The sequence below is a fragment of the Anabaena sp. PCC 7938 genome (assembly GCF_049315035.1).
Taxonomy (GTDB): Bacteria; Cyanobacteriota; Cyanobacteriia; order Cyanobacteriales; family Nostocaceae; genus Anabaena; species Anabaena cylindrica.
Map to the genome: position 1 here is coordinate 1,291,732 of NZ_CP186034.1, position 19,866 is coordinate 1,311,597.

15 protein-coding genes are annotated in these 19,866 nt (G+C 41.2%); 6 read left to right on the top strand and 9 right to left on the bottom strand.

Annotation, left to right across the window (positions count from 1 at the left end):
* The first annotated feature begins 15 nt into the window (after positions 1–15).
* Both tadA and ACOWPH_RS06135 read left to right on the top strand, forming a co-directional pair.
* Complete coding sequence (gene tadA / locus ACOWPH_RS06130) at positions 16–501, top strand: tRNA adenosine(34) deaminase TadA (protein WP_015214540.1); 486 nt, start codon at positions 16–18, stop codon at positions 499–501.
* Positions 502–614: 113 nt separating this feature from the next.
* Positions 615–1,382: a lysophospholipid acyltransferase family protein gene (locus tag ACOWPH_RS06135; protein WP_015214541.1), complete on the top strand. Its 768-nt coding sequence runs from the start codon at positions 615–617 to the stop codon at positions 1,380–1,382.
* Between the two features lie 84 nt (positions 1,383–1,466).
* On the opposite strand, the gene ACOWPH_RS06140 is transcribed toward ACOWPH_RS06135, so the two are convergent.
* The 4 genes from ACOWPH_RS06140 to ACOWPH_RS06155 form a co-directional block, all read right to left on the bottom strand.
* Positions 1,467–6,329 carry a CHAT domain-containing protein gene (locus ACOWPH_RS06140; RefSeq protein WP_242043154.1) on the bottom strand — a complete coding sequence of 1,621 codons (4,863 nt, stop codon included), beginning with the start codon at positions 6,327–6,329 and terminating at the stop codon, positions 1,467–1,469.
* Positions 6,330–6,396: 67 nt separating this feature from the next.
* Positions 6,397–8,088, bottom strand: coding sequence for a C25 family cysteine peptidase (locus ACOWPH_RS06145; RefSeq protein ID WP_015214543.1), 1,692 nt, complete (start codon positions 8,086–8,088; stop codon positions 6,397–6,399).
* Between the two features lie 144 nt (positions 8,089–8,232).
* A complete protein-coding gene (locus ACOWPH_RS06150; protein WP_015214544.1) occupies positions 8,233–9,603 on the bottom strand; it encodes a hypothetical protein in 1,371 nt (456 codons plus the stop codon).
* A gap of 365 nt (positions 9,604–9,968) precedes the next feature.
* Positions 9,969–12,119 (bottom strand): S8 family serine peptidase, encoded by a 2,151-nt coding sequence (locus ACOWPH_RS06155; protein WP_015214545.1) that lies wholly within the window; start codon positions 12,117–12,119, stop codon positions 9,969–9,971.
* Between the two features lie 170 nt (positions 12,120–12,289).
* Here ACOWPH_RS06155 and ACOWPH_RS06160 point away from each other — a divergent pair, with 170 nt between their 5' ends.
* The 3 genes from ACOWPH_RS06160 (at position 12,290) to grxD (ending at position 13,671) form a co-directional block, all read left to right on the top strand.
* A complete protein-coding gene (locus tag ACOWPH_RS06160) occupies positions 12,290–12,871 on the top strand; it encodes a hypothetical protein (protein ID WP_015214546.1) in 582 nt (193 codons plus the stop codon).
* 136 nt (positions 12,872–13,007) lie between these two features.
* On the top strand, positions 13,008–13,244 hold the full coding sequence (locus tag ACOWPH_RS06165) for a BolA family protein (RefSeq protein WP_015214547.1): 237 nt from the start codon (positions 13,008–13,010) through the stop codon (positions 13,242–13,244).
* 103 nt (positions 13,245–13,347) lie between these two features.
* Positions 13,348–13,671 (top strand): Grx4 family monothiol glutaredoxin, encoded by a 324-nt coding sequence (grxD, locus tag ACOWPH_RS06170; protein ID WP_015214548.1) that lies wholly within the window; start codon positions 13,348–13,350, stop codon positions 13,669–13,671.
* 57 nt (positions 13,672–13,728) lie between these two features.
* On the opposite strand, the gene ACOWPH_RS06175 is transcribed toward grxD, so the two are convergent.
* The 3 genes from ACOWPH_RS06175 to ACOWPH_RS06185 form a co-directional block, all read right to left on the bottom strand.
* On the bottom strand, positions 13,729–15,228 hold the full coding sequence (locus ACOWPH_RS06175) for an MFS transporter (protein WP_015214549.1): 1,500 nt from the start codon (positions 15,226–15,228) through the stop codon (positions 13,729–13,731).
* A 70-nt stretch (positions 15,229–15,298) separates the two neighbouring features.
* Positions 15,299–16,474, bottom strand: coding sequence for a LeuA family protein (locus ACOWPH_RS06180; protein WP_015214550.1), 1,176 nt, complete (start codon positions 16,472–16,474; stop codon positions 15,299–15,301).
* Positions 16,475–16,704: 230 nt separating this feature from the next.
* Positions 16,705–16,959, bottom strand: a complete 255-nt coding sequence (locus ACOWPH_RS06185; protein WP_015214551.1) for a DUF6761 family protein — start codon at positions 16,957–16,959, stop codon at positions 16,705–16,707.
* 528 nt (positions 16,960–17,487) lie between these two features.
* Here ACOWPH_RS06185 and ACOWPH_RS06190 point away from each other — a divergent pair.
* Positions 17,488–18,258 (top strand): response regulator transcription factor, encoded by a 771-nt coding sequence (locus ACOWPH_RS06190; protein ID WP_015214552.1) that lies wholly within the window; start codon positions 17,488–17,490, stop codon positions 18,256–18,258.
* Between the two features lie 70 nt (positions 18,259–18,328).
* On the opposite strand, the gene ACOWPH_RS06195 is transcribed toward ACOWPH_RS06190, so the two are convergent.
* Both ACOWPH_RS06195 and ACOWPH_RS06200 read right to left on the bottom strand, forming a co-directional pair.
* Positions 18,329–19,111: an ABC transporter ATP-binding protein gene (locus ACOWPH_RS06195; protein WP_015214553.1), complete on the bottom strand. Its 783-nt coding sequence runs from the start codon at positions 19,109–19,111 to the stop codon at positions 18,329–18,331.
* Positions 19,112–19,256: 145 nt separating this feature from the next.
* Positions 19,257–19,817, bottom strand: coding sequence for a hypothetical protein (locus ACOWPH_RS06200; RefSeq protein ID WP_015214554.1), 561 nt, complete (start codon positions 19,815–19,817; stop codon positions 19,257–19,259).
* Positions 19,818–19,866 lie beyond the last annotated feature (49 nt).

Genomic DNA, 19,866 nt, shown 5'->3' on the forward strand with positions numbered 1-19,866 from the left:
GCGTGATATAAATTCATGTTTCCTGAACATCCAGAATATCTAAAACATCAAAAATGGATGAATCACGCCCTAGCATTAGCACAGGTGGCAGGTGATGCTGGTGAAGTTCCCGTAGGTGCGGTAATTATTGACCCAGAAGGCAAATTAATAGCCGAAGGAGAAAATAGGAAAGAACGCGACCAAGACCCCACAGCACACGCAGAAATTATTGCTATTCGCGCAGCTGCAAAAAACTTGCAAAGTTGGCGCTTGCTTCAATGTACTCTTTATGTAACTCTAGAACCGTGTCCCATGTGTGCTGGTGCGATCGCTCATGCACGTTTAGCGACACTTGTCTATGGAGTAGACGATACCAAAACTGGCGCAATTCGTACTGTTATCAACATACCCGACAGCCCAGCTTCTAATCACCGCCTACAAGTAGTTGGAGGCATTCTAGAATCAGCTTGTCGTCAGCAATTGCAGACTTGGTTTGCTACTAAGCGACAAACCCAAAATTAACAGACAGAGGTAAAACTGTCCAGATCACAATCCACAAGTTACCAAGAAAATCTACGGTGGACATAATCAAATTTGCATCACATTTTACCCGCTAACTAGCAGCCACCGTCATCATGGAACTTCACTCTGCTTCTACTAACTCTCAATCTCAATTAACAAATCAACCCGTAAATCCTCAGGTGGCTTCTAGTACCTCCAGGATTTCGCCTTGGTTAACTCCCCTGGCGTATTTTTTGGGACGCAACTTTGTTTTACCCTTGTTTTTTGGTAACATTAATATCACTGGACAAGAAAATATCCCCGCAAATTCTCCAGTAATTTTTGCCCCTACCCACCGTTCTCGTTGGGATTCAATACTATTACCCTACGCGGTTGGTCGTAGTGTCACTGGGCGAGATTTGCGGTTTATGGTCACAAGTAGTGAGTGTCAAGGAATGCAAGGCTGGTTTGTCCGCCGTATGGGAGGTTTTCCTGTCGATACCCAACGTCCTGCGATCGCTACTTTGCGTCATGCAGTAGAGTTAATGGCACACAGAGAAATGTTAGTAATTTATCCCGAAGGTGGAATTTACCGTGATGGCAAAGTTCACACATTAAAACCGGGAATTGCGCGTTTAGCTTTGACTGCTGAATCTAATCACCCAGGCTTAGAAGTAAAAATTCTCCCCGTTGGCATTAATTACAGCCAACCTTATCCCAACTGGGGTACAGATGTGAACATTCACATTGGGGAAGCCATAAAAGTTGCAGATTATATCAATGGTTGTTCAAAACGAAATGCTAAACGTCTCACAGCAGATTTAGCAAATAAATTACAACAATTCAGCCATCAAGAATCAGAAATAACTTCTCACGCTTTTGCAGAAATGACCAATTCTTAATTAAACTTCTCCACTTTTTAGGGAGACTTGAAGGTGGGAGAGAAGCTGAAAATAATTGATTTTGTCGTTTATTAAAGTAGTTAATTAACGGGAATTAACAATGCGATCGCACAGATGCTTATCAGAGTTGTCTACAACCACGCTATTGTTGAAATAATCCCGCGTCCAACCGCAAGCACTTGTGAGCAGTGAATCAAGAGTTAACTCGTCTAATTTCCACAGAATCACAGTGTTGTCATAACTAGCAGAAGCGATGATTTTGCCATTCGGGCTGAAGATGACACTTGTTAGGCTTTCCCGATGCCCACTCAAGGTTTGGATCTCATTGCCATTTAAATCCCAGATTTTAACAGTTTGATCATAACTAGCACTAGCTAGGTGCTGGCCATCGGGGCTAAAGACAACACTTATAACCTGTTTCTTATGCCCTTTGAAAATTTGCGGTTCCTTGCCGTTTTTTAAATCCCAGAGTATGACGGTTTTGTCATCACTTGCAGAAGCTAGGGTTTCACCATTGGGACTGAAAACGACACTTGTTACCTTATTCGTATGCCCTTTGAAAATTTGCGGTTCCTTGCCGTTTTTTAAATCCCAGAGTATGGCGGTTTTGTCATTACTAGCAGTGGCTAGGGTTTCACCATTGGGACTGAAAACGACACTTGTTACCTTATTCGTATGCCCTTTGAAAATTTGCGGTTCCTTGCCGTTTTTTAAATCCCAGAGTATGACGGTTTTGTCATTACTAGCAGTGGCTAGGGTTTTACCATTGGGGCTGAAGACGACACTTGTTACCCTATTCTTATGCCCTTTGAAAATTTGCGGTTCCTTGCCGTTTTTTAAATCCCAGAGTTTAACTGTTTTGTCATCACTAGCACTAGCCAAACGCTGCCCGTCAGGGCTGAAAACGACACTTGTTACCTTATTCTGATGTCCCTTGAGAGTTTGCCGTAACTTACCATTATTGACATCCCAGAGTTTAATAGTTTTGTCATCACTAGCAGTAGCTAGAGATTGACCATCAGGACTAAAGACCGCACTTCTTACCCCTTGCTGATGTCCTTTCAAGGTTTGTAGTTGTTTACCCTTTAAATCCCAGAGTTTGACAGTTTTGTCATAACTACCAGTAGCGAGATAATGCCCATCGGGGCTGAAGACAACACTACTAAAACCAAACTCCTGATCTTTCAAAGTTTGCAGTTCATTACCCTGTAAATCCCAGAGTTTAACAGTTTTATCATCACTGACAGAAGCCAGAGTTTTACCATCAGGACTGAAAATCACGTTTTTAATCAGCGCCTGATGCCTGTTAAAACTTTGCAGTTTTTTGGCAGTTTTGACATTCCAAAGTTTGATAGTTGTGTCTTCACTACCAGTAGCCAAAGTTTGACCATCGGGACTGAAGACGATAGTTGTTACCTGATCTTCATGTCCTTTAAAAGTTCGTAGTTTTTTACCGTTTAAATCCCAGAGTTTGACAGTTTTGCCTTCACTAGCAGTAGCTAAGGTCTGACCGTCAGGACTAAAGACGACATTTGTTACCTGCTCGTCACTGTCTTTGAAGGTTTGCAGTAAGTTACGCTTTAAATCCCAAAATTTAACTATATTTTGATTACTCACAGTAGCCAAAGTATCAGCTTTGGGACTGAAAACGACCATTTTTACCGGATCATCAGGCCAACTCAAGGTTTCTAGTAACTTACCTTTTAAATCCCAGAGTTTGACGATTTTGTGATCACTTACAGTAGCCAGGATTTCACCATCAGGACTAAATACAACAGTTTCTATCTGATGTTTATCTTCACTTAAGGTTAGCAGTAAATTACCCTTTAAATCCCAGAGTTTGACGGTTTTGTCATTACCAACACTAGCCAAAGTATTACCTTGAGGACTAAAAACCACACTTGTTACCGCATCCTCGTGGCCACTGAAGGTTTGCAGGACATTGCCCTTTAAATCCCAGAGTTTAAAGGTTTTGTCATCACCAGCACTCACCAGGGTTTTACCATCAGGACTAAAAATTACGCTCTTGATAGCACCTTCATGTTTAAAAACGTTGCGTTCTCTGACCCCATAAACTACCTTCTGCAACGCTTTCATTACTACCGGCTGGGTTTGGTTGTTTGCTTTTAAGATATTTCCTGCCTTAATTACTTCGACAAGTGCATCTAAATCTTGATTATCCTCTAGCAGTGATAAGGAATATTGACTGTTGACCTCAGCTTGAGAGATTTTCGCTGTTTGTTTTTCTCTCAAAGCCCACAACCCCAAGCCAGCACTAACAATCAAAGCCACCACTGCGCCACCAGCTACTCCCCAAGCAGTTCTCACTTCCCGGCGGCGATGTGCTTCTTTTTCTTGTTCTTGACGCTGGCGCAATTCTACACAAGCGTTTACATAGTCAGCCTCAAGTTGATTCAGAAAACCTGCGTGCTTTGATAACACCTGGGCATCTTCCAATCTTCCCCCCCGATGCACCAAATAATTCTCATCCTTTTGCTCCTGTTCCCATTCCAAAGCTGCCTGACGGATAGTTTCTCGTAGCTGTAAACTGATACGATTTTCATCTAACCAATTTAGTAATCTTGGCCAGTGGCGAATTAATGCTTCATGGGCTACCTCTACCTCTTCTCGATTGCTAGAACCGTCTACACTGGTAACTACCAATCGCGCCCCTTCACCTGCTAACCGATTCACCAATTCTTTAATCAGTATCAAGTCCCCACCAGCAGGAACTAGTTCATCTAACCAAACCCGTCTGCGTGTATCCCGACGGTTCTCTCCCTGGAGAGCATTTTCATCTAAGCGAGTTAAACGGATAAATATATTCTTAACTTGGTCTTGTTCGGGAAGCGACAAAGTATGATAAACATCATCCGCAGTTTGTGCGATCGCCATATTTACACCACCAATGGCTGCATATTCCTCAGCCCGCAACCATCTACCATGTCGCCGCTTCCACATTTCCAGCATTGCGTGTTGTAGCAGTGGCATTGCACCCGGTTCACCTTGGACATCATCGAGAATGGTATTACTCAAGCCAGCCTCAAATCGTAACCCTACCTGAGCCGCTTGCATTTCCATTGCTTTCCGCAGTTCTGATGTATCCATAGGGCCAATTAACTTCTGCCTAGTTTCCATCAGTTCTTTGAGTTGACGGTAAGGCGCACATTCGCCCCAAAAGTCAGCCCGCATGGTCATGACAACTTTCTGTTGCTGAGTCAGCTTTAACAACTGCTGAATGAATGCAACCCTCACACTTTCATCAGTGCAGAGGGTAAATAGTTCTTCAAACTGGTCTATCACCAATATTGAAGATTGATCTTTTACCTGAGAAAGAGTGATTTGCAGTTTTTCAGTGGGCTGATTACTTGGTGTCATGTATGCCATGACTAAACCAGGCTGTTTTTCCTGAAGTAAGGGGATCAAACCTGCCAATACTACCGATGATTTACCACTGCCAGATGCTCCTAAAACGGCTAAAAAGTTATGCTCAGTCAGCTTTTCTTGTAATTGAGCAATTAGTTGCTCACGCCCAAAGAAAAATTCGCGGTTTTTTTCCCGAAACGGATACAAACCCAAGAACGGACAACGAGAATCATAAGTAGGTGGTTGCTGACTTAATGCCAAAGCATTGAAACTCAGGTCAATTACTTGCTCACAAAGGTTATTTACTTCTGCTAATGCTTGTTCTCGTTCTTCCAGAGCTTGTTTACTCAAGGCTGTAATATCTGCGCCTAAGCTGTTTCCTAGCTTCTGGGCTGCTGTCTCTAATATTTTTTGTCGTGTTGGCGCTCTTTCTGGTAATAACTTTTGCAACCGTTCTAAACCATCTGCAATTTCCGCATTTGTCAGTTTTCTGTCCAGTTGGTCACTAAATAGGGGTCTACCTCCTAAACGGCTAAACAATGCCGGTACAGTCACATCACCCCGTTCTGCTAAAGCGGCTGTAGCTTCATGTAATGCTGAATCTACCTCTCCAGATGCTCTGAGTTGAAAATAAAACTTTTCTATGAAAGCTTGGGCAGTTTTAACGGTGACTTTCTCTGTCATTGCTATTACCGCAGGCATCCCTAAATCCCGCACTAATCGCTGTCCTAATCCTCCTAACGCCCCTTCGGCATCGGGGCTGGCACTCTCGCAAGTACATAGAAAGGTAAAATGTGGTAGCCCTTTAGCTCCTCGTAACGGTTTCAACCTTTCAACTAACCGTGTCGCTGTTACTACCTCCACTGTATTATCAGCTTTTGACCAGTAGAGCAAGGTTTCACCATCATCCATAACTCTACCGTGACTGACAAAATGCAGCAATGTGTATTGTTTTGTACGATCAGTTAGTTGAGAACACAGTTCATCTAAGGTTGGTAGACCAATGGCTCCATCAACGGTTGCAAGTACGTCACAAGGTATTTCCCCTAAAGCTGTCTTGACGCTATTGACGTTGGCTACTACATCGAAATCGGCTAATTTATACTTTTTAGAATCACTGGGACTGGCTACTAACACCAACGCCTTCAAGTCTCGCCTGCCAATGGGGGGAAAGCGGCGGTCAGTAATGGCGGGGATGTAGAATGAAAATGGTACTCTCTGGTTTAGTGCTAATAATTGCCAGTCACCATCTATAGGGGCGCACAGCTTTTCCCAGCGCAAGTTTCTTAATTCTTTATCTGATGCTTCAATAAAAAGTAACATTCTCAGTGCTTCCTGAGACTCCCGGACTGCGCCCACAAAAGCATCACGTATTTCATCTTTAAATAGAGCTTTTCCCAACAATGTACCGTAGTCCTGGGTTTGTCCTAACAGACTCGTTAGCTGCTGCAAATTTTCAGAGGTTAGTTTGAGACTACCTTCCGAGCGTAATGGTAACAGTTCCCCTGGTCGGCTGTGTTCTACTACAATCGGCCAGTTATCCCCAGATTTGCGTTGGATGGTAATCTCAAAGATGTTCATTTTATTTGTCAGTTGTTAGTTGTCAGTGGGAAGAGGCAAGAAGTAGAAGGTTAATTTACCCAATCCACTAATTCAGTTTTTTCAAAGTTTCTAATAGATTGATAACGGCTGAAATTGCCGCCTCAAGTTTTTCAGTCCGGTTATTAGAAGCTTTCTCCACAGTCTGGACAAACTCATCTAGTACTTGGTTTAAGTTTGTCTGGGCTTGTTTGATGGTCGAAGCATCACCAGATGTAGAGGTATCTGATGTTGTTGGGGCTGTGGGCAAATTTACTTTTTCTATAGTTGGTCGCGCAGAAGCACCATTAACATCACTGACAACTAACTTCACTGCTGGATCACCGATAATGGCATAACTGCGAGCGTCGTTATTTGCAGTCCACATAGTGGATAAAGCTATAGGATCGGCTGTTGCACCGTATTTAATATCTTCTAATTGAACACTTAAATCAGAAGATAACTCTGCATAGCGTTCATTGAAATATTCAACCGCAGATCCGACGGGATGACCTTCTAATAGGCGTTTGAGAGTACTTTCAAACACTGCCAACTGCCTACCAGTTTTCTCCCATACGAAAGAACAACCCCAAGCGCGTTCAACGTGACCAATTACAGCCAAAGCGCCACCGTTAGGATGACTCAATAGCCGTCGGGGTAAAGGTGCAATAAACGCATAGGGAGCAATTGCGTCCCTTTGATTTTTATCTTTGCTGTGGGCAAATTCATCAAATTGGGGTGTACCAGCACCGTAACAGGCAAAATGAAAGGCTATTAACCCTAACAAACGAGCATCTGCTCCTACATCATCCGCCGAAAAGTAAAAGTCTTCTGGGATAGGCTTACTACGCCACTGTAGGGGACCTGGCCAGTCTTGACACAGGAGTGCGCCTTGATGTCTTAATTGTCGTTTATCGCCATTGGGAAAGCCCATACCGTGGCTACCAGTGAAGAGGAGGGCGGGTGTTTCTTCTCCTCCCAACAATTTTCCAAGTCTGGCTTTAGTGGCTTCTTCTGCGAGTACGGTTTGTACATTCCAATCTTTTTGGTCTTTAGCCATCCATTCTGCCAGAGGCTGAATCAAGTGTTTAGCACTGAGTTGAGTTGCTTGATCAGCATTGGTTTGGACTCCAAAAAAGCTGGCGCTACGAGGTAAAGAAAAACCTTCTGTTTCCGCTTTGACTACACTGCGAGCATATTGGGCATATTCTTCTACGGTGTCGAAGTAAATTCGACCTACCGCATACTGCACATCTATTTGGAACTGAAAGCGATAAGGAATGGTTTGCGGATCACCAACAATCAACAAATAATAGGGCATTTTGTCTGGGTCGGCAGGCCCTGGTCCGACTCCATGACGGGATAAAAATTGGTTTTTGGACTCGCCGGGACGATAACCTCTGGGTCCTGTGTATTCCTGATAGTAATTTTCTTGATTTTTTGTTGCTTGCTCTTTACGGTGTTCTAATAATTCTTTGAGTGCATCTATGATCGCAGGATCGGCATTATAGGCAAAGATCACACCCCAACCGGTTTCGGCTAGGTTTTTGGGGTCTACTCCTTCTATCGGTGCAAAGTCAGGTTCTAGACCCTTGACGTGCATATCTTTTTTTCTGAGTTCGCTGATTTCTGTCGGATCGAACTCTTCACCTTGAGCAATTTTTGCTATTTGTTCTGGTGTTAGTGGCGGTAGTAAATAATCTCCTGAAGCGCCATCAATGCCATTGAAATACATTTCTTTAGTCAGTTCTTCTAGACTCATTTCTGCTCCTTATTCTTGTGCTTCAATCATGATCATTAGGGTTAAGGAATTTACCAATAAATCCTCAATGGTACAAGCCCTCGGATGTATCTTTGCGGTAAATTCCATATTCAAAATCTAAAATCCCAAATCCCCGGACTGGACTCAGCTAACTAAGGCTGCTGACCAGACAGCATGGGCAACTTCTGATTTATCAATGGCGTTATGTGCGCCAGTAAATAGGTCTGGGTTAGGTACAGTAATATATTTGCTGCTTTCTAGGTTGTAGATTTTACCTGGTTGAAAATCGTAAACTTCTGTTTTGCTCAACATATCTATGTTGGTGATATCTAATCCTTCGCCTTGGATGCCATAGACACCAATGCCCCCAACGCCTGGATATTTCGGGGTAGTTACGTCAAAGTCTATATCTTGTCCCCCTGCCATTCCCAGAGTTCCTGCCGCTGGATAGGCGTTTTTGACGGCTGTATCTTCGCTGGATTGGGTGGTAATAATTGGACCTTTGACTTTGCGATCGCGCACAATTGGATAAAAATAACCTTGCAAATTATTTCTGAAGGGAACTTTGGCGCTATAAGACCACAGTGATACAGCCCCTTGTATTAATGCCAGAGAATCTATAGGCCTCACTAACTGGTTATTTTCGTTCGTACCGGCAATAATCGCAGAAACAACGATAGTTCCAAAACTATGCCCCATCAGATGAAACCGCACATTACTATCTGCCACTTGTTGCATTTTGGTCAATAAGTCAAACCCGCTCGTTTGTCCTATTTGACGTGCGAGGTCTTTCATCTTCCAGAAAGATAACAATCTGGGTACGTTCAAGAACTTATCCCACCCTTTGGCAATGCTATCACCAATCCCAAAGCTGATTTCCGAACTTTCTTCGACTTCGGTCAAACTCGCTTCATATACGCTGTCAGGGTCTATATTTAAAGGTTCGCTCTCTTCCCATTCGCTATTTTCTTCACCTACATTGCTAGAAGATGCTTCGTGGATCAACACTTGATAGGCAGCCCTAACTTCAGGCGGCAACTGTTCTGGAGGTGTATCGTATTCAAAGCCAGCAGCAAAAATAACTCGTAATGCTTCTCTTGTCGCTTCGGTATCTGAAACTTGATGAGCATACTCTTCAATTAACTGATTTAATGAATCATCCTCTGTGTCAAAAGCCGGTGGAGCATCTAGGTTTTCGTTACCCCAGGGTTTACTCGGCCAATGCAACCCAATCAGTAAAGGAAGGAAACCATGTCTTTTTTGTTTTAGGTTTTGAATATCATCTGTGGCAGCAGCCATGGCTGCAATCCAGTGTTGGTATTGTTTTTTCGCAGCCGGAACATCACCCTGCCATCCGTGACTCATCACAAATACATCTGTAATCGGCTCTTTACCTAAGACATCTAAGAGTTTCTGACTCAGCAACTCCCCATCTTCAGAACTTTCTTTACCTTTTTCATCAATGCAAATGAGATAGTATTCTAAAGAAGTTCCGACTACTTTTTCAATTGGCATAAGTTAATCTTGTTACTCTTACAAGGGTTATATCTAAGTAATATTGCAGCCTACTAGTGTATTGTCAATATGCTGTTAATAAGAATATAGCGATTTTTTACCAACCCTAAGCCATAGATATTGATAATTGCTTGAAAATATTAAGTTGTTTTTCTGTCAATACTAAATTTATGTTTTGTAATATTGAATTCTGTTTTTCAGGTCAGCCTTTGGCTTGACGATATTAGCTCCCTTCAACCCCCTTTTTTAAGAGGGATCTGGAAGAAAGCTGACAGTGTAAGTAGGTAAACGAAGTACAGAATTTAGTGAAAAAGCCTTACAAGAATAGGATTTTACTGCTGATTGCTATTGTAAAATTAGCGACATCAACCCCCATATCCGATCACTAATTCCCAACTATTGAGCTTACCAACATCTTGAGGTGAATAGTCAATAACTTGCAATTGCCAACTTCCTTTAGCTGGTAGAGAAAGTAATTGTTTAAGAACGGGATGCGATCGCACTGCATAAGTCCTATTCAACAGAGTCTGTCTACCCAAAGTCCGATTTTGTAACAAAACTTGCTGATTATTGGGTGCAATTAAATAAACTTCTAAATCCCCTAAAAAATCGTGAGTGATATTCACCTTCACCTGAATATCTGCAACAGTAACATTTTCATTCAAAGCGATGCCTTCGGCGAACACAGCGATCGCACTCCTAACTCCTCGTTTATCATCATCAGGAATCCAAACTTGGCTTTTATTCTCCACCCGGACTTCTTTACTCGGACTTAATACCACTGTACGCAACTGCTGTGCTACCCGTACAGCCTTAGCGGCATTCACCTTCCCATAACCAAACCATAGACAATGACCATTACTGTCATAAGTACCCCCACGCAAACCCAATTGCGGGTCAGCCTCAGGATCAACAATCTTATCAGTAGTTTCTTGCAAAATGCGGTGGACTTGTTGAGCTGTCAAATCAGCATTAGCTGACAAAATCAACGCCGTAACCCCAGCCACTACCGGAGTCGCACTAGAAGTACCACCAAAATTATTGGTAAAGTTACCTTGGTTATAGCCAGCACTTCCCAACTGATCAGTTGTGAAAATTCCCAACCCCGAAAGAGAAGAAGTGATTGTCGGTTGTGTATAGACAAAGCCCGTTTCCTGAAACCACATCCCCGGTGGCGCATTATTACTAGGCGCACATACAGAAATATTAGCGCCCCAATTACTATAAGCAGCTTTTTTATTCAAACTCGTAGAAGCCGATACAGCAATTACATCGGGATGAATAGCAAAACCACTCAACCAATTCGTCTTACCAGCTAGTATATTTTTCGGCCAATTCTGCTCATTTACAGTCCCACTAATTGGGCGGTTAGCATTACCCGCCGCAAACAAAATTACACATCCTTTACCATTACGTCCCTTAGTCGCAGCGCGTGTGATAGCCGCCTTTTGGCGCAAAGACAAAGGGAAATAAACAGCAGAAGCTCCCCAGCTACAAGAAATTACACTCGCACCCTGATCAATTGCCCAATTAAATATATCCTCAATTGATTCATCATCCAAAAACCCAGTCGTGCGAATTGGCATTAATGCACAACCAGGCGCAACCCCCACAATTCCCGTACCATTTTCTTCAGCCACAGCTATTCCTGCACAAGCAGTACCGTGACTAGTTTCCTGATCATCCGGTAAAGGTATAAAGTCATTTTCTTTCAAATCTTTAGGAGCAATAACTTTACCCATTCCTTGAAAATCTGGGTGATTCAAATCAAAAGAATCATCCACCACCGCCACAACCACAGAACGCACACCACGCGTAATATCCCAAGCTTGTTCTACAGAAATATGAGAACCCACACCCAACTGATTACCACTATTGTGATTGAGATACCACTGTTGAGAATAGAGAGAATCATCGGGTTTATAATTTGGTTCTTGCTGGATGAAAATATTCGGTTCCGCTGCTAAAACTTCTGGGAGTGCTTGCAACTGGTTAGTAATCTTGATCGGATTTTCTGTAGCTTGTTTGCTAATGAGAAATACAAACGCGTTAGGTAATCCTAATACTTGTTGATATTCAATTAAACTGAAAGTATTAGCTATAGTATTAATCTTGGCAAAGTCTACCCAAGTAGCAAATTGAATTGTAATTTGGTCACTTAGATAAACGTAAGTGCCTGGATTATCTTTAAATTTATAAACATGACTGGCAAAAGCAACATTTTCATCAGCCCGTGCTTGAGACATGGCCACCTCTAGCTGACCAGGTTCAACAGCAAATAATTCCAGTTTTGCTCTAGGAATAGTGTGCCGCCAAACACCCCAAGAAAACTGAGATAATTGCTCAGGAAGAAAGTCCGCATTTGGACGAATGGTGAAGCGAGATAGAACTTTTTCTAGAATTAACTCTTCACCACCGCGTTGTAAAACCACACCCAGACTGCTGGCGGGTACACCTGTGGGTTGAGAATCAGAAGAACTGATGCGTTGGGGTAGCCTACCGTAGGTATCGCTCATAAAGAATATTTTCGTGGATATACAGGGGGCAGGGAACTCTCTTCAACCAATTTCCAGTCTAAATCAGAGAAACTTGTTCTATAGTTTTCCTGTATCTGAGACACAATCAGAGTTAAGATACCCGAAGTTTCCATAAATTTTTTATAGACTTGTTGCACTAAATTAATCCCATGAACCTTGCTGCTGCTTTCTTAATTCCCTTCACTTCTTTATCATTCATCACCTTCCTGAGTCTACTATCGCCTGTTCAAGCTCAGGTCATACAGTTACCCGGCTCCAATAATCAAGCACAACCTATTGATGCCAACGAATCTAACACTCTCCGTCCTACCAGTCAAAGTAACAGCGTATTGAGTATAGAAGGAGGCCAGCGACTTCTCAAAGAGTCAGATGATGCTGTTTCTGCTCAAAGATATGACGTTGCTGCTAAAAAACTTCAGGAAGCACGTCAAGTTTTTAATCAGCTATCTAATTTTTATCAGGATCTCAACTCCAGCTTTTCGGGCATAGATATTAGAGTATCCGATTCCCAGCGCAAGAAAGCCTTAGAAAGCGCCCAACTTCGAGATGATGCTACCTATCGTTTGGCCTTGGTACATCGGGCTTTAAATCAGCCAGAATTAGCAGTACCTTTGTTAGTTCAAATTATTAAAAGTCAAAACCCCACACGAGAACTAGGTAAAAAAGCTTATCAACAGTTGTTTGAATTGGGTTTTGTTGATACAGCTTACCCCCGACAAGGCGCAAAATAATTCCATGAGGCAGGGGGGCAGGGTGACAGGTGACAGAAGTAAAAATAAATACTATACCCAATCCCCAATCCCCAATCCCCAGTCATTTGCTCCATATCTGTTCATAATAGAGAAGTAAGTTTTTTCAGGAATGGCGATGATTACTCCGCAGCAGGTTGAGGCAATGATCAAGGCAGGACTGCCAGATGCCCAGGTTGAGGTGCAGGACTTGACTGGTGGTGGAGACCACTACCAGGTGACAGTAGTTTCATCGCAGTTTGCAGGTAAGGGACTGGTGCAACAACACCAGTTAGTTTATGGTGCATTGCAGCAAGCTATGTCAACCGAAGCGATTCATGCCTTGGCTCTCAAGACATCTACTCCCCAAGCTTAACTACTAATAGACTGATTTTAGTTAATCATTCAGCTAATAGCTGACGGCTAAATGCCATTGATTTTTGATTTGAGAACCGCAACAACAAAGGAAACAAAAAACCATGACCCCAGAAGTTAAAGAGAGAATTGATAACTTGTTACAAGAAAACAAGATTATGGTTTTCATGAAGGGAAATAAGTTAATGCCTCAATGTGGTTTTTCCAATAATGTGGTGCAGATTCTGAATACATTAGGCGTTCCCTTTGAGACAATTGATGTTCTTTCAGACCAAGATATTCGTCAAGGTATTAAAGAATATTCCAACTGGCCCACAATTCCCCAAGTATATATTAATGGTCAATTTATTGGCGGTTCTGATATTTTGATTGAAATATATCAAAAAGGTGAATTACAGCAAATGGTGGAAGTTGCATTAGCTTCCTAATATTTTTTTCAATTCATTCACTTTTACTGCCCTTGAAAATTAGGAATTTTCCCTTTTTCAGGGGCTTTTTCGTGGGTTAGGGTATGAAAATATCCAATTCTTTTTTTCTAGCCACCATAACAAAACTGCAAATATTGTCGAAATCAACAACAGAGCAGCCACAACCCGAAAGGTAATTTGGGTGGCAAATACTAATGAGTCAATAGGTGCATTAGTAATATCTATATTTGATGTCAGTTTAGCATTGGTAATAATCACAAAAGAGAAGACAGCCCCTACTAATGGCACACCTGCTGTCTGTCCCAATATCCGTGATAAGGATAACAAACCCGAAGCAATGCCTAACCGTTCTTGTGGTGCAGCCCCCATAATGGCGCTGTTGTTAGGAGATTGAAACATTCCCACTCCTAATCCATAGGGAATAATCTCAATAATGTAGTTAAGTATAGTTAATTCAGTATCAAATGTGCTGATGATCAAGCATCCTATCGCCATTAAGACTAATCCAATTAAGCTAATTATTCGAGAGCCATAATTGTCTGATAAAATCCCCGCAATTGGTGCTGTCAATACAATAATAATCGGCGGTACTGCTAATAGTAAACCTGCTTGCTCAGTGGGATATTGCTTAACCAATTTCAGAAAAAAAGGTAGCAGAAAGATAACTCCTGCCATCACGAAATTACCCAGAAAACGCAGCCCTAAGCCAAGACTAAAATCTAGAGATTTAAAAATATTCAAATCTAGCATTGGTTCTGGTAAATTGGCTTCTGTCAATAAAAAACAGGTAAAACTAATAGCAGATAAAACCAGCAAATTAAAAGCTGTATTAGAGCCAAATCCTTCATTTTGTAATAAGGTGATAGCAAGTGTAAAACTAGTTAAAGTTAGGGTAAGAATTAATGTGCCAATGACATCAAAGCTTTGTTTAATTGCACCGACAACAGAAGGAGGTACAAGATAGGCTACTATTAAACAGGCGATAATCCCAATTGGCACATTGATTAAAAAGATTAAAGGCCAACCACATAAATTAATTAGTATTCCTCCGACTGTAGGCCCTAACATAATTCCCAGTCCGAAAATTCCGGCTCTAATACCTAAAGCCAGTCCTCTCTCCTCAGGTGGAAACACTTCTACAATCATTGCTGTTCCCAGTCCTGAAATAAAAGCAGCACCTATTCCTTGAAGGGCGCGAAAGGCTATTAAAAAGCTTACATTTGGTGCAATTCCACATAATAGAGAACTGAGGGTAAATACGATTAATCCCATAATGTAGAGTTGTTTTTTGCTCCACATATCCCCTAATTTTGCGGCGCTGAGGACAAAAATTGCGATCGCTAGTAGATAACTCAAAACCACCCATTGAATAGTTGCAAAGCTAGTGTGGAGCGACTCTACCATAATCGGTAGGGCTAGATTAATTATGTAAACATCTAAAGCAAAGATAAATACACCAATTCCAATACCTACTATTGCCCACCATTTTCCAGATTTTTTTATTTCTTTTCCTATGTCTTGAGATTGTTCTTCCTTGGGTTTTGAAATTACTATCATGTCATCTAGTTAACCAAATTACCTGCATTATTATCGAATTTTTCTAATTAAAATATTAAATTTACGCTCATTAACTTGAAGTCATCATTGGCTTAATAGTACAGCGTTCTATAATTTCTGGCAGTTCTTTATCAATATCAATAGGTGTACCTCTTTTAGAAATTACTTTAATTTCTTGGAGAATTTTAGCCACCAAATCTTTATTTTTAGCCAAGTCTTCTCTACCTATCTGCTTAATAGCGAGTTCCACAGCAGTAATTCCTGATTGCATCCCTAATGCCAAGCTACTTTTTATCCCCAGAATATCTGGACTTAAACTTTGATATAAACGCTCATCTTTGGCTACAGCTTTAACATGAACACCTGCATAGTGGGTAAAGGCATTTTTACCTGTTATTGCTTGATGAGGAGGAATTGAAATATGAGAATGTTCACTCACAAAATCATATAAATCCTTTAAATAGTTGAGTTGCCAACTATTTACTTCGTCATTCATATCTATCAAATTTATTAATAATTCTGCTAAATCAACAATTCCTGCTCTTTCGCCTAAACCCATTACAGAAACATCAATAATGTCAGCACCTGCTCTATAGGCATCTAGTGCATTTGCCAAAGCTAAACCTTTATCATTGTGACAATGTACTGCTATTTGTGGATATAAATCGCGTTTTTCTAGCTCGTCTTTCAAAGTTTTCACATAATTATAAATATTTCGTTGAGGATGAAATGGATTTGTGTATCCAGTTGTATCAGCTATGCTGATGATATTAGCTCCTGCTTTTACTGCTTCACTCGCTGCTGAAATCACATTTTCTATAGGTGAGCGCACTGTATCTTCTGGTGTATATCGAATTAATAAATCATTTTTTTGTTTTCTAGCATAAGTTATGACTTCAACAATTCTATCTATAGCTTTTTCTAAACTGATGTTATAGTCACGATACAATCTTTGTGGTGAAACACTAAAAAATACACCTAAAAAATCTACACCACAGTCTATTGCTTTCTGCACATTATCTATGCGACAAAGTGAATGAGCGCCTATTTTGGCATTGAGTCCAGCTTTAGCAATTTTAGTTATGGCTAACGTGATTTCGCCATCTACAACTGGATTTCCTACTTCTATAATATCAATTCCTATCTGATCTAAAAACTGGGCTATTAGTAATTTTTCATCTGGAGAAAAATAAATTCCAGGAGTTTGTTCTCCTTCTCTCAACGTAGAGTCTAGAATTTTCACCATTTAATCTGTGGAATGCAAGAACTTTGTGCCAATTATCTCATGTGATAACTGAAGTCCCCAACCTGAAAACCATCAAAAATCCCCTCTATAGTTATGAAACTGAGGGGATGTTCTTTATAAACTACAGTATTTACAAAATTCCATACCTCTGGATACAGTTGACCAATACAAAAAATATGCTATGATCATCTGCGGCAATACAGGATTGTTACCGATCAATCTACCTTTGTTCAGTAGTATCCATGTTGTCGTTCTGGCTCTGGTTGGGTCATGGCAAAGTTTGAAGCATCGTACAGGTAGCGGCTTGCTTCCTCCTCTAAGCGATGAATCAAGTAGGCATCTATAGCGTTACCCTGTCTTAGTGCGGCTAGATACCCATCCAAATACATCCGCATATCATCCATACGATAACCGCGATTCCATAACTCGACGAAGGCGTCGGTAAGTCTTTGGTAATAGCGGATGGTTTGTGTGTCTTGGAGCATAACTGCTGTATTAATCTCGTGGGAATGAGAATTGTAAATGATTCACGCTCGAAAATGAAGTATGACTTCCTCCTTAAGTATTAACCCAAAGTTAAGATTTTAACGTTGGGTCTGACCCCTCATTTGCTAAAAACTTAATTACATCCTATGCCAAAAAAGCTAAAATATGATTAGTTGGTAACTTATTTTTATGATTTTGGTTGTTAATAGCTTGATTTATGCTTGTGATTAAAGTTTATAATCAGTACAAAGTATAATCTGTACCCTGCGGCTGATAGACATTTCAGATAGCTTTTGACTAGCCTAAAAATAGTTTTCCAAACTTACCATTAAAAAAACTTTGATAAGTTTCACATAAAAATTAAGAATATTGCTAATTTGGCGGTAGATAAAGGGAAAATTAAATTTATTGCAAGGTTTTGTATGGATGAATGTGAAGATTATATCAGTTGAAGTAACAAAGGCTACAAAACCTTAGGCTTGAGATTGTTAATTTGAGAGTCATCGACGCTAAGGGGTCTTGCCACTGTGGGTTCGGTTTGTATTGAAATCGTTGAGGGGAATCCCCATCTGAGGTCGTTGCTTGGTTGGCACTTGCAACAACTGGAATACCGAGTACATCAAGCCGCCAGCATTTATCAAGCAAGGGAAGTGTTTCTAAGCCATCAACCGACGCTAGTGATTCTAGATGCGGATTTGCCTGATGGCGACGGTATTGAATTTTGCCATTGGTTGAATCGTCAGCAACAGCCTCTAATTCTCATGCTATCTGCCCGAAACAATGAAGCTGATATTGTCGCTGGCTTAAAGGCAGGAGCAGATGATTACTTGAGCAAACCTTTTGGAATGCAAGAGTTTTTGGCTAGGGTAGAGGCGTTGATTCGACGTAACCGCACACCCACTGCACCAGCTTACTTGGATTATGGCACTTTGCAAATAGATTTGGTACAGCGCCGAGTCCGTTTTCAAGGGGAGTTTATCGACTTAACACCCCAAGAATTTAGTTTGCTGTATGTTTTGGCGCAAGCTGGGGGAGTACCTTTGAGTAGGTCGGAATTACTGCGTCGTGCTTGGCCTGACGCTATTGATAATCCGCGTACCATTGATACTCACGTTTTATCACTGCGGAAAAAAGTGGAACTTGATCCGAGACAACCCAGCTTAATCCAAACTATCCGCAATGTGGGATACCGATTTAACATGGAAACTTTGAATGCTAATGTTCCGCAATCACAAACAAAGTTAGCTAAAGAGAGATTCAGTAATCCACGTTCAACACTTGCGACTCAAATCTCTTAAATGGGTAATTGGTCCTGGGTAATCGGTGATTGGTGATTTTATGCCCATTACCCTATCTCCTTTTTTCGATTCAAATCCATTCCTGAGATGCTTGATTTTCAGCTTCTATTAAACGGGCTTTTAAGTTCTCCCAGTCTAGCTCAGAGGTTGATTGGTTTGCCAATAGTTGACCTTGCTGGAGATGTAATAAACGGGTGCAAAATTCTTGGGCTAGGTCAAGCTGGTGATTTACCATCAAAATTGAAGTTGTAGGGGTTTGAGTTAGTTGGGTGAGGATGTCCATCAAAAGGGAAGCTTTGCCAGTATCTAAGGCGCTGGTAGGCTCGTCTAGTAGTAAGATTTTAGGTTGGATGACTAAGGCACGAGCGATCGCTACTAATTGTCTCTGTCCGGCTGAAAGTTGTACTTCAGTGCGTCCTAACCATTCTTCAGGAATTTGCAGTTGTTCTTGCCAATAACCGACTTGTTCCTGAATTTTCTGCTTAGACAAACCACGCAAAACTAAAGGATAAGCCAAGGCTTCCCTAACTGTCATCCCCAACAACTTAATTTCTTGCTGTACAAGTGTTACCTGTTGACGGATTTGAATAATGGGAATTTGCCGATATTCCTGATTTTCAAGGTGAATTTTACCGCTAGTGGGTTCAGTGAGACGGTTGAGAAGACGCAATAAGGAAGTTTTACCAGCACCAGCAGTACCGACAATGGCAATGCGATCGCCTGCAAAGACCTCAAATGAAATATCCTGTAAAATGGAATATCCCGGTAAATTTCTCTGAGTCTGACTTTTGAGGTTTGCAGATAAATTAACTTGCTCAAGTCTGAGTACGGTTTTTGCAGTCAAATTATCCAAGGGGAATAGGGGGCAGAGGGGCAGAGGAGAAAATTACGAATTACGAATTACGAATTACGAATTACGAATTACGAATTACGAATTACGAATTACGAATTACGAATTACGAATTACGAATTACGAATTACGAATTACGAATTACGAATTACGAATTACCAAGAATTGCTGTATTGATAGTCCAAACATCTACGAATAACAGCAGTAGAGTACAACCAAATAAAATGAGATACATCCAAGGTTGTGCTAGAGGACGAACATCTGTGGTATCAATGCCTGTTTTAGTTTGTACAATTTTGACTAAACGGGCAAATCCAGCCACACGCATTGGCAGCAGATAAGCTTTTCCATCTTGGCTGAGAAAATAATAAATTATACCCCCTTGACCAGTGGTGCGGGGTTTTAAACTTTTAATATCTGACCAAGGTAAAGACCAACCTTTGCGAAAGAAGCGCGGAACCCAAATGGGATAAGTTACTTGAATTTCCTGATCGTCTACTATCACTCTTTCAGTTAAGACCGCATATAGTCCTACAAAACCGATGATAATTCCTAACCACAATAATGCTGGTGGTGTGGGTGCATCTGTCGCTTGAGCTAAAAAAGGTAAGGGAACTGTGAGTACCAGATATAAACTCAACAGAGTGATTCTAATCAAGGGAGACAGACGAAAAACAGAAGTTGAAGTATCGGTTAAGTTTGCTGTCACGGCTCGATTTTCATAGTTTTTCTTTTTTATTCTAAACAATTACTAATTA

Excerpts from the sequence above, each read along its gene's own strand:
- ACOWPH_RS06135 (WP_015214541.1), top strand. The coding sequence starts at position 615 with ATGGAACTTCACTCTGCTTCTACTAACTCTCAATCTCAATTAACAAAT.
- ACOWPH_RS06175 (WP_015214549.1), bottom strand. The coding sequence starts at position 15,228 with ATGATAGTAATTTCAAAACCCAAGGAAGAACAATCTCAAGACATAGGA.
- ACOWPH_RS06155 (WP_015214545.1), bottom strand. The coding sequence starts at position 12,119 with ATGAGCGATACCTACGGTAGGCTACCCCAACGCATCAGTTCTTCTGAT.
- grxD (WP_015214548.1), top strand. The coding sequence starts at position 13,348 with ATGACCCCAGAAGTTAAAGAGAGAATTGATAACTTGTTACAAGAAAAC.
- ACOWPH_RS06185 (WP_015214551.1), bottom strand. The coding sequence starts at position 16,959 with ATGCTCCAAGACACACAAACCATCCGCTATTACCAAAGACTTACCGAC.
- ACOWPH_RS06165 (WP_015214547.1), top strand. The coding sequence starts at position 13,008 with ATGATTACTCCGCAGCAGGTTGAGGCAATGATCAAGGCAGGACTGCCA.
- ACOWPH_RS06180 (WP_015214550.1), bottom strand. The coding sequence starts at position 16,474 with ATGGTGAAAATTCTAGACTCTACGTTGAGAGAAGGAGAACAAACTCCT.
- ACOWPH_RS06160 (WP_015214546.1), top strand. The coding sequence starts at position 12,290 with ATGAACCTTGCTGCTGCTTTCTTAATTCCCTTCACTTCTTTATCATTC.
- ACOWPH_RS06145 (WP_015214543.1), bottom strand. The coding sequence starts at position 8,088 with ATGAGTCTAGAAGAACTGACTAAAGAAATGTATTTCAATGGCATTGAT.
- tadA (WP_015214540.1), top strand. The coding sequence starts at position 16 with ATGTTTCCTGAACATCCAGAATATCTAAAACATCAAAAATGGATGAAT.
- ACOWPH_RS06140 (WP_242043154.1), bottom strand. The coding sequence starts at position 6,329 with ATGAACATCTTTGAGATTACCATCCAACGCAAATCTGGGGATAACTGG.
- ACOWPH_RS06150 (WP_015214544.1), bottom strand. The coding sequence starts at position 9,603 with ATGCCAATTGAAAAAGTAGTCGGAACTTCTTTAGAATACTATCTCATT.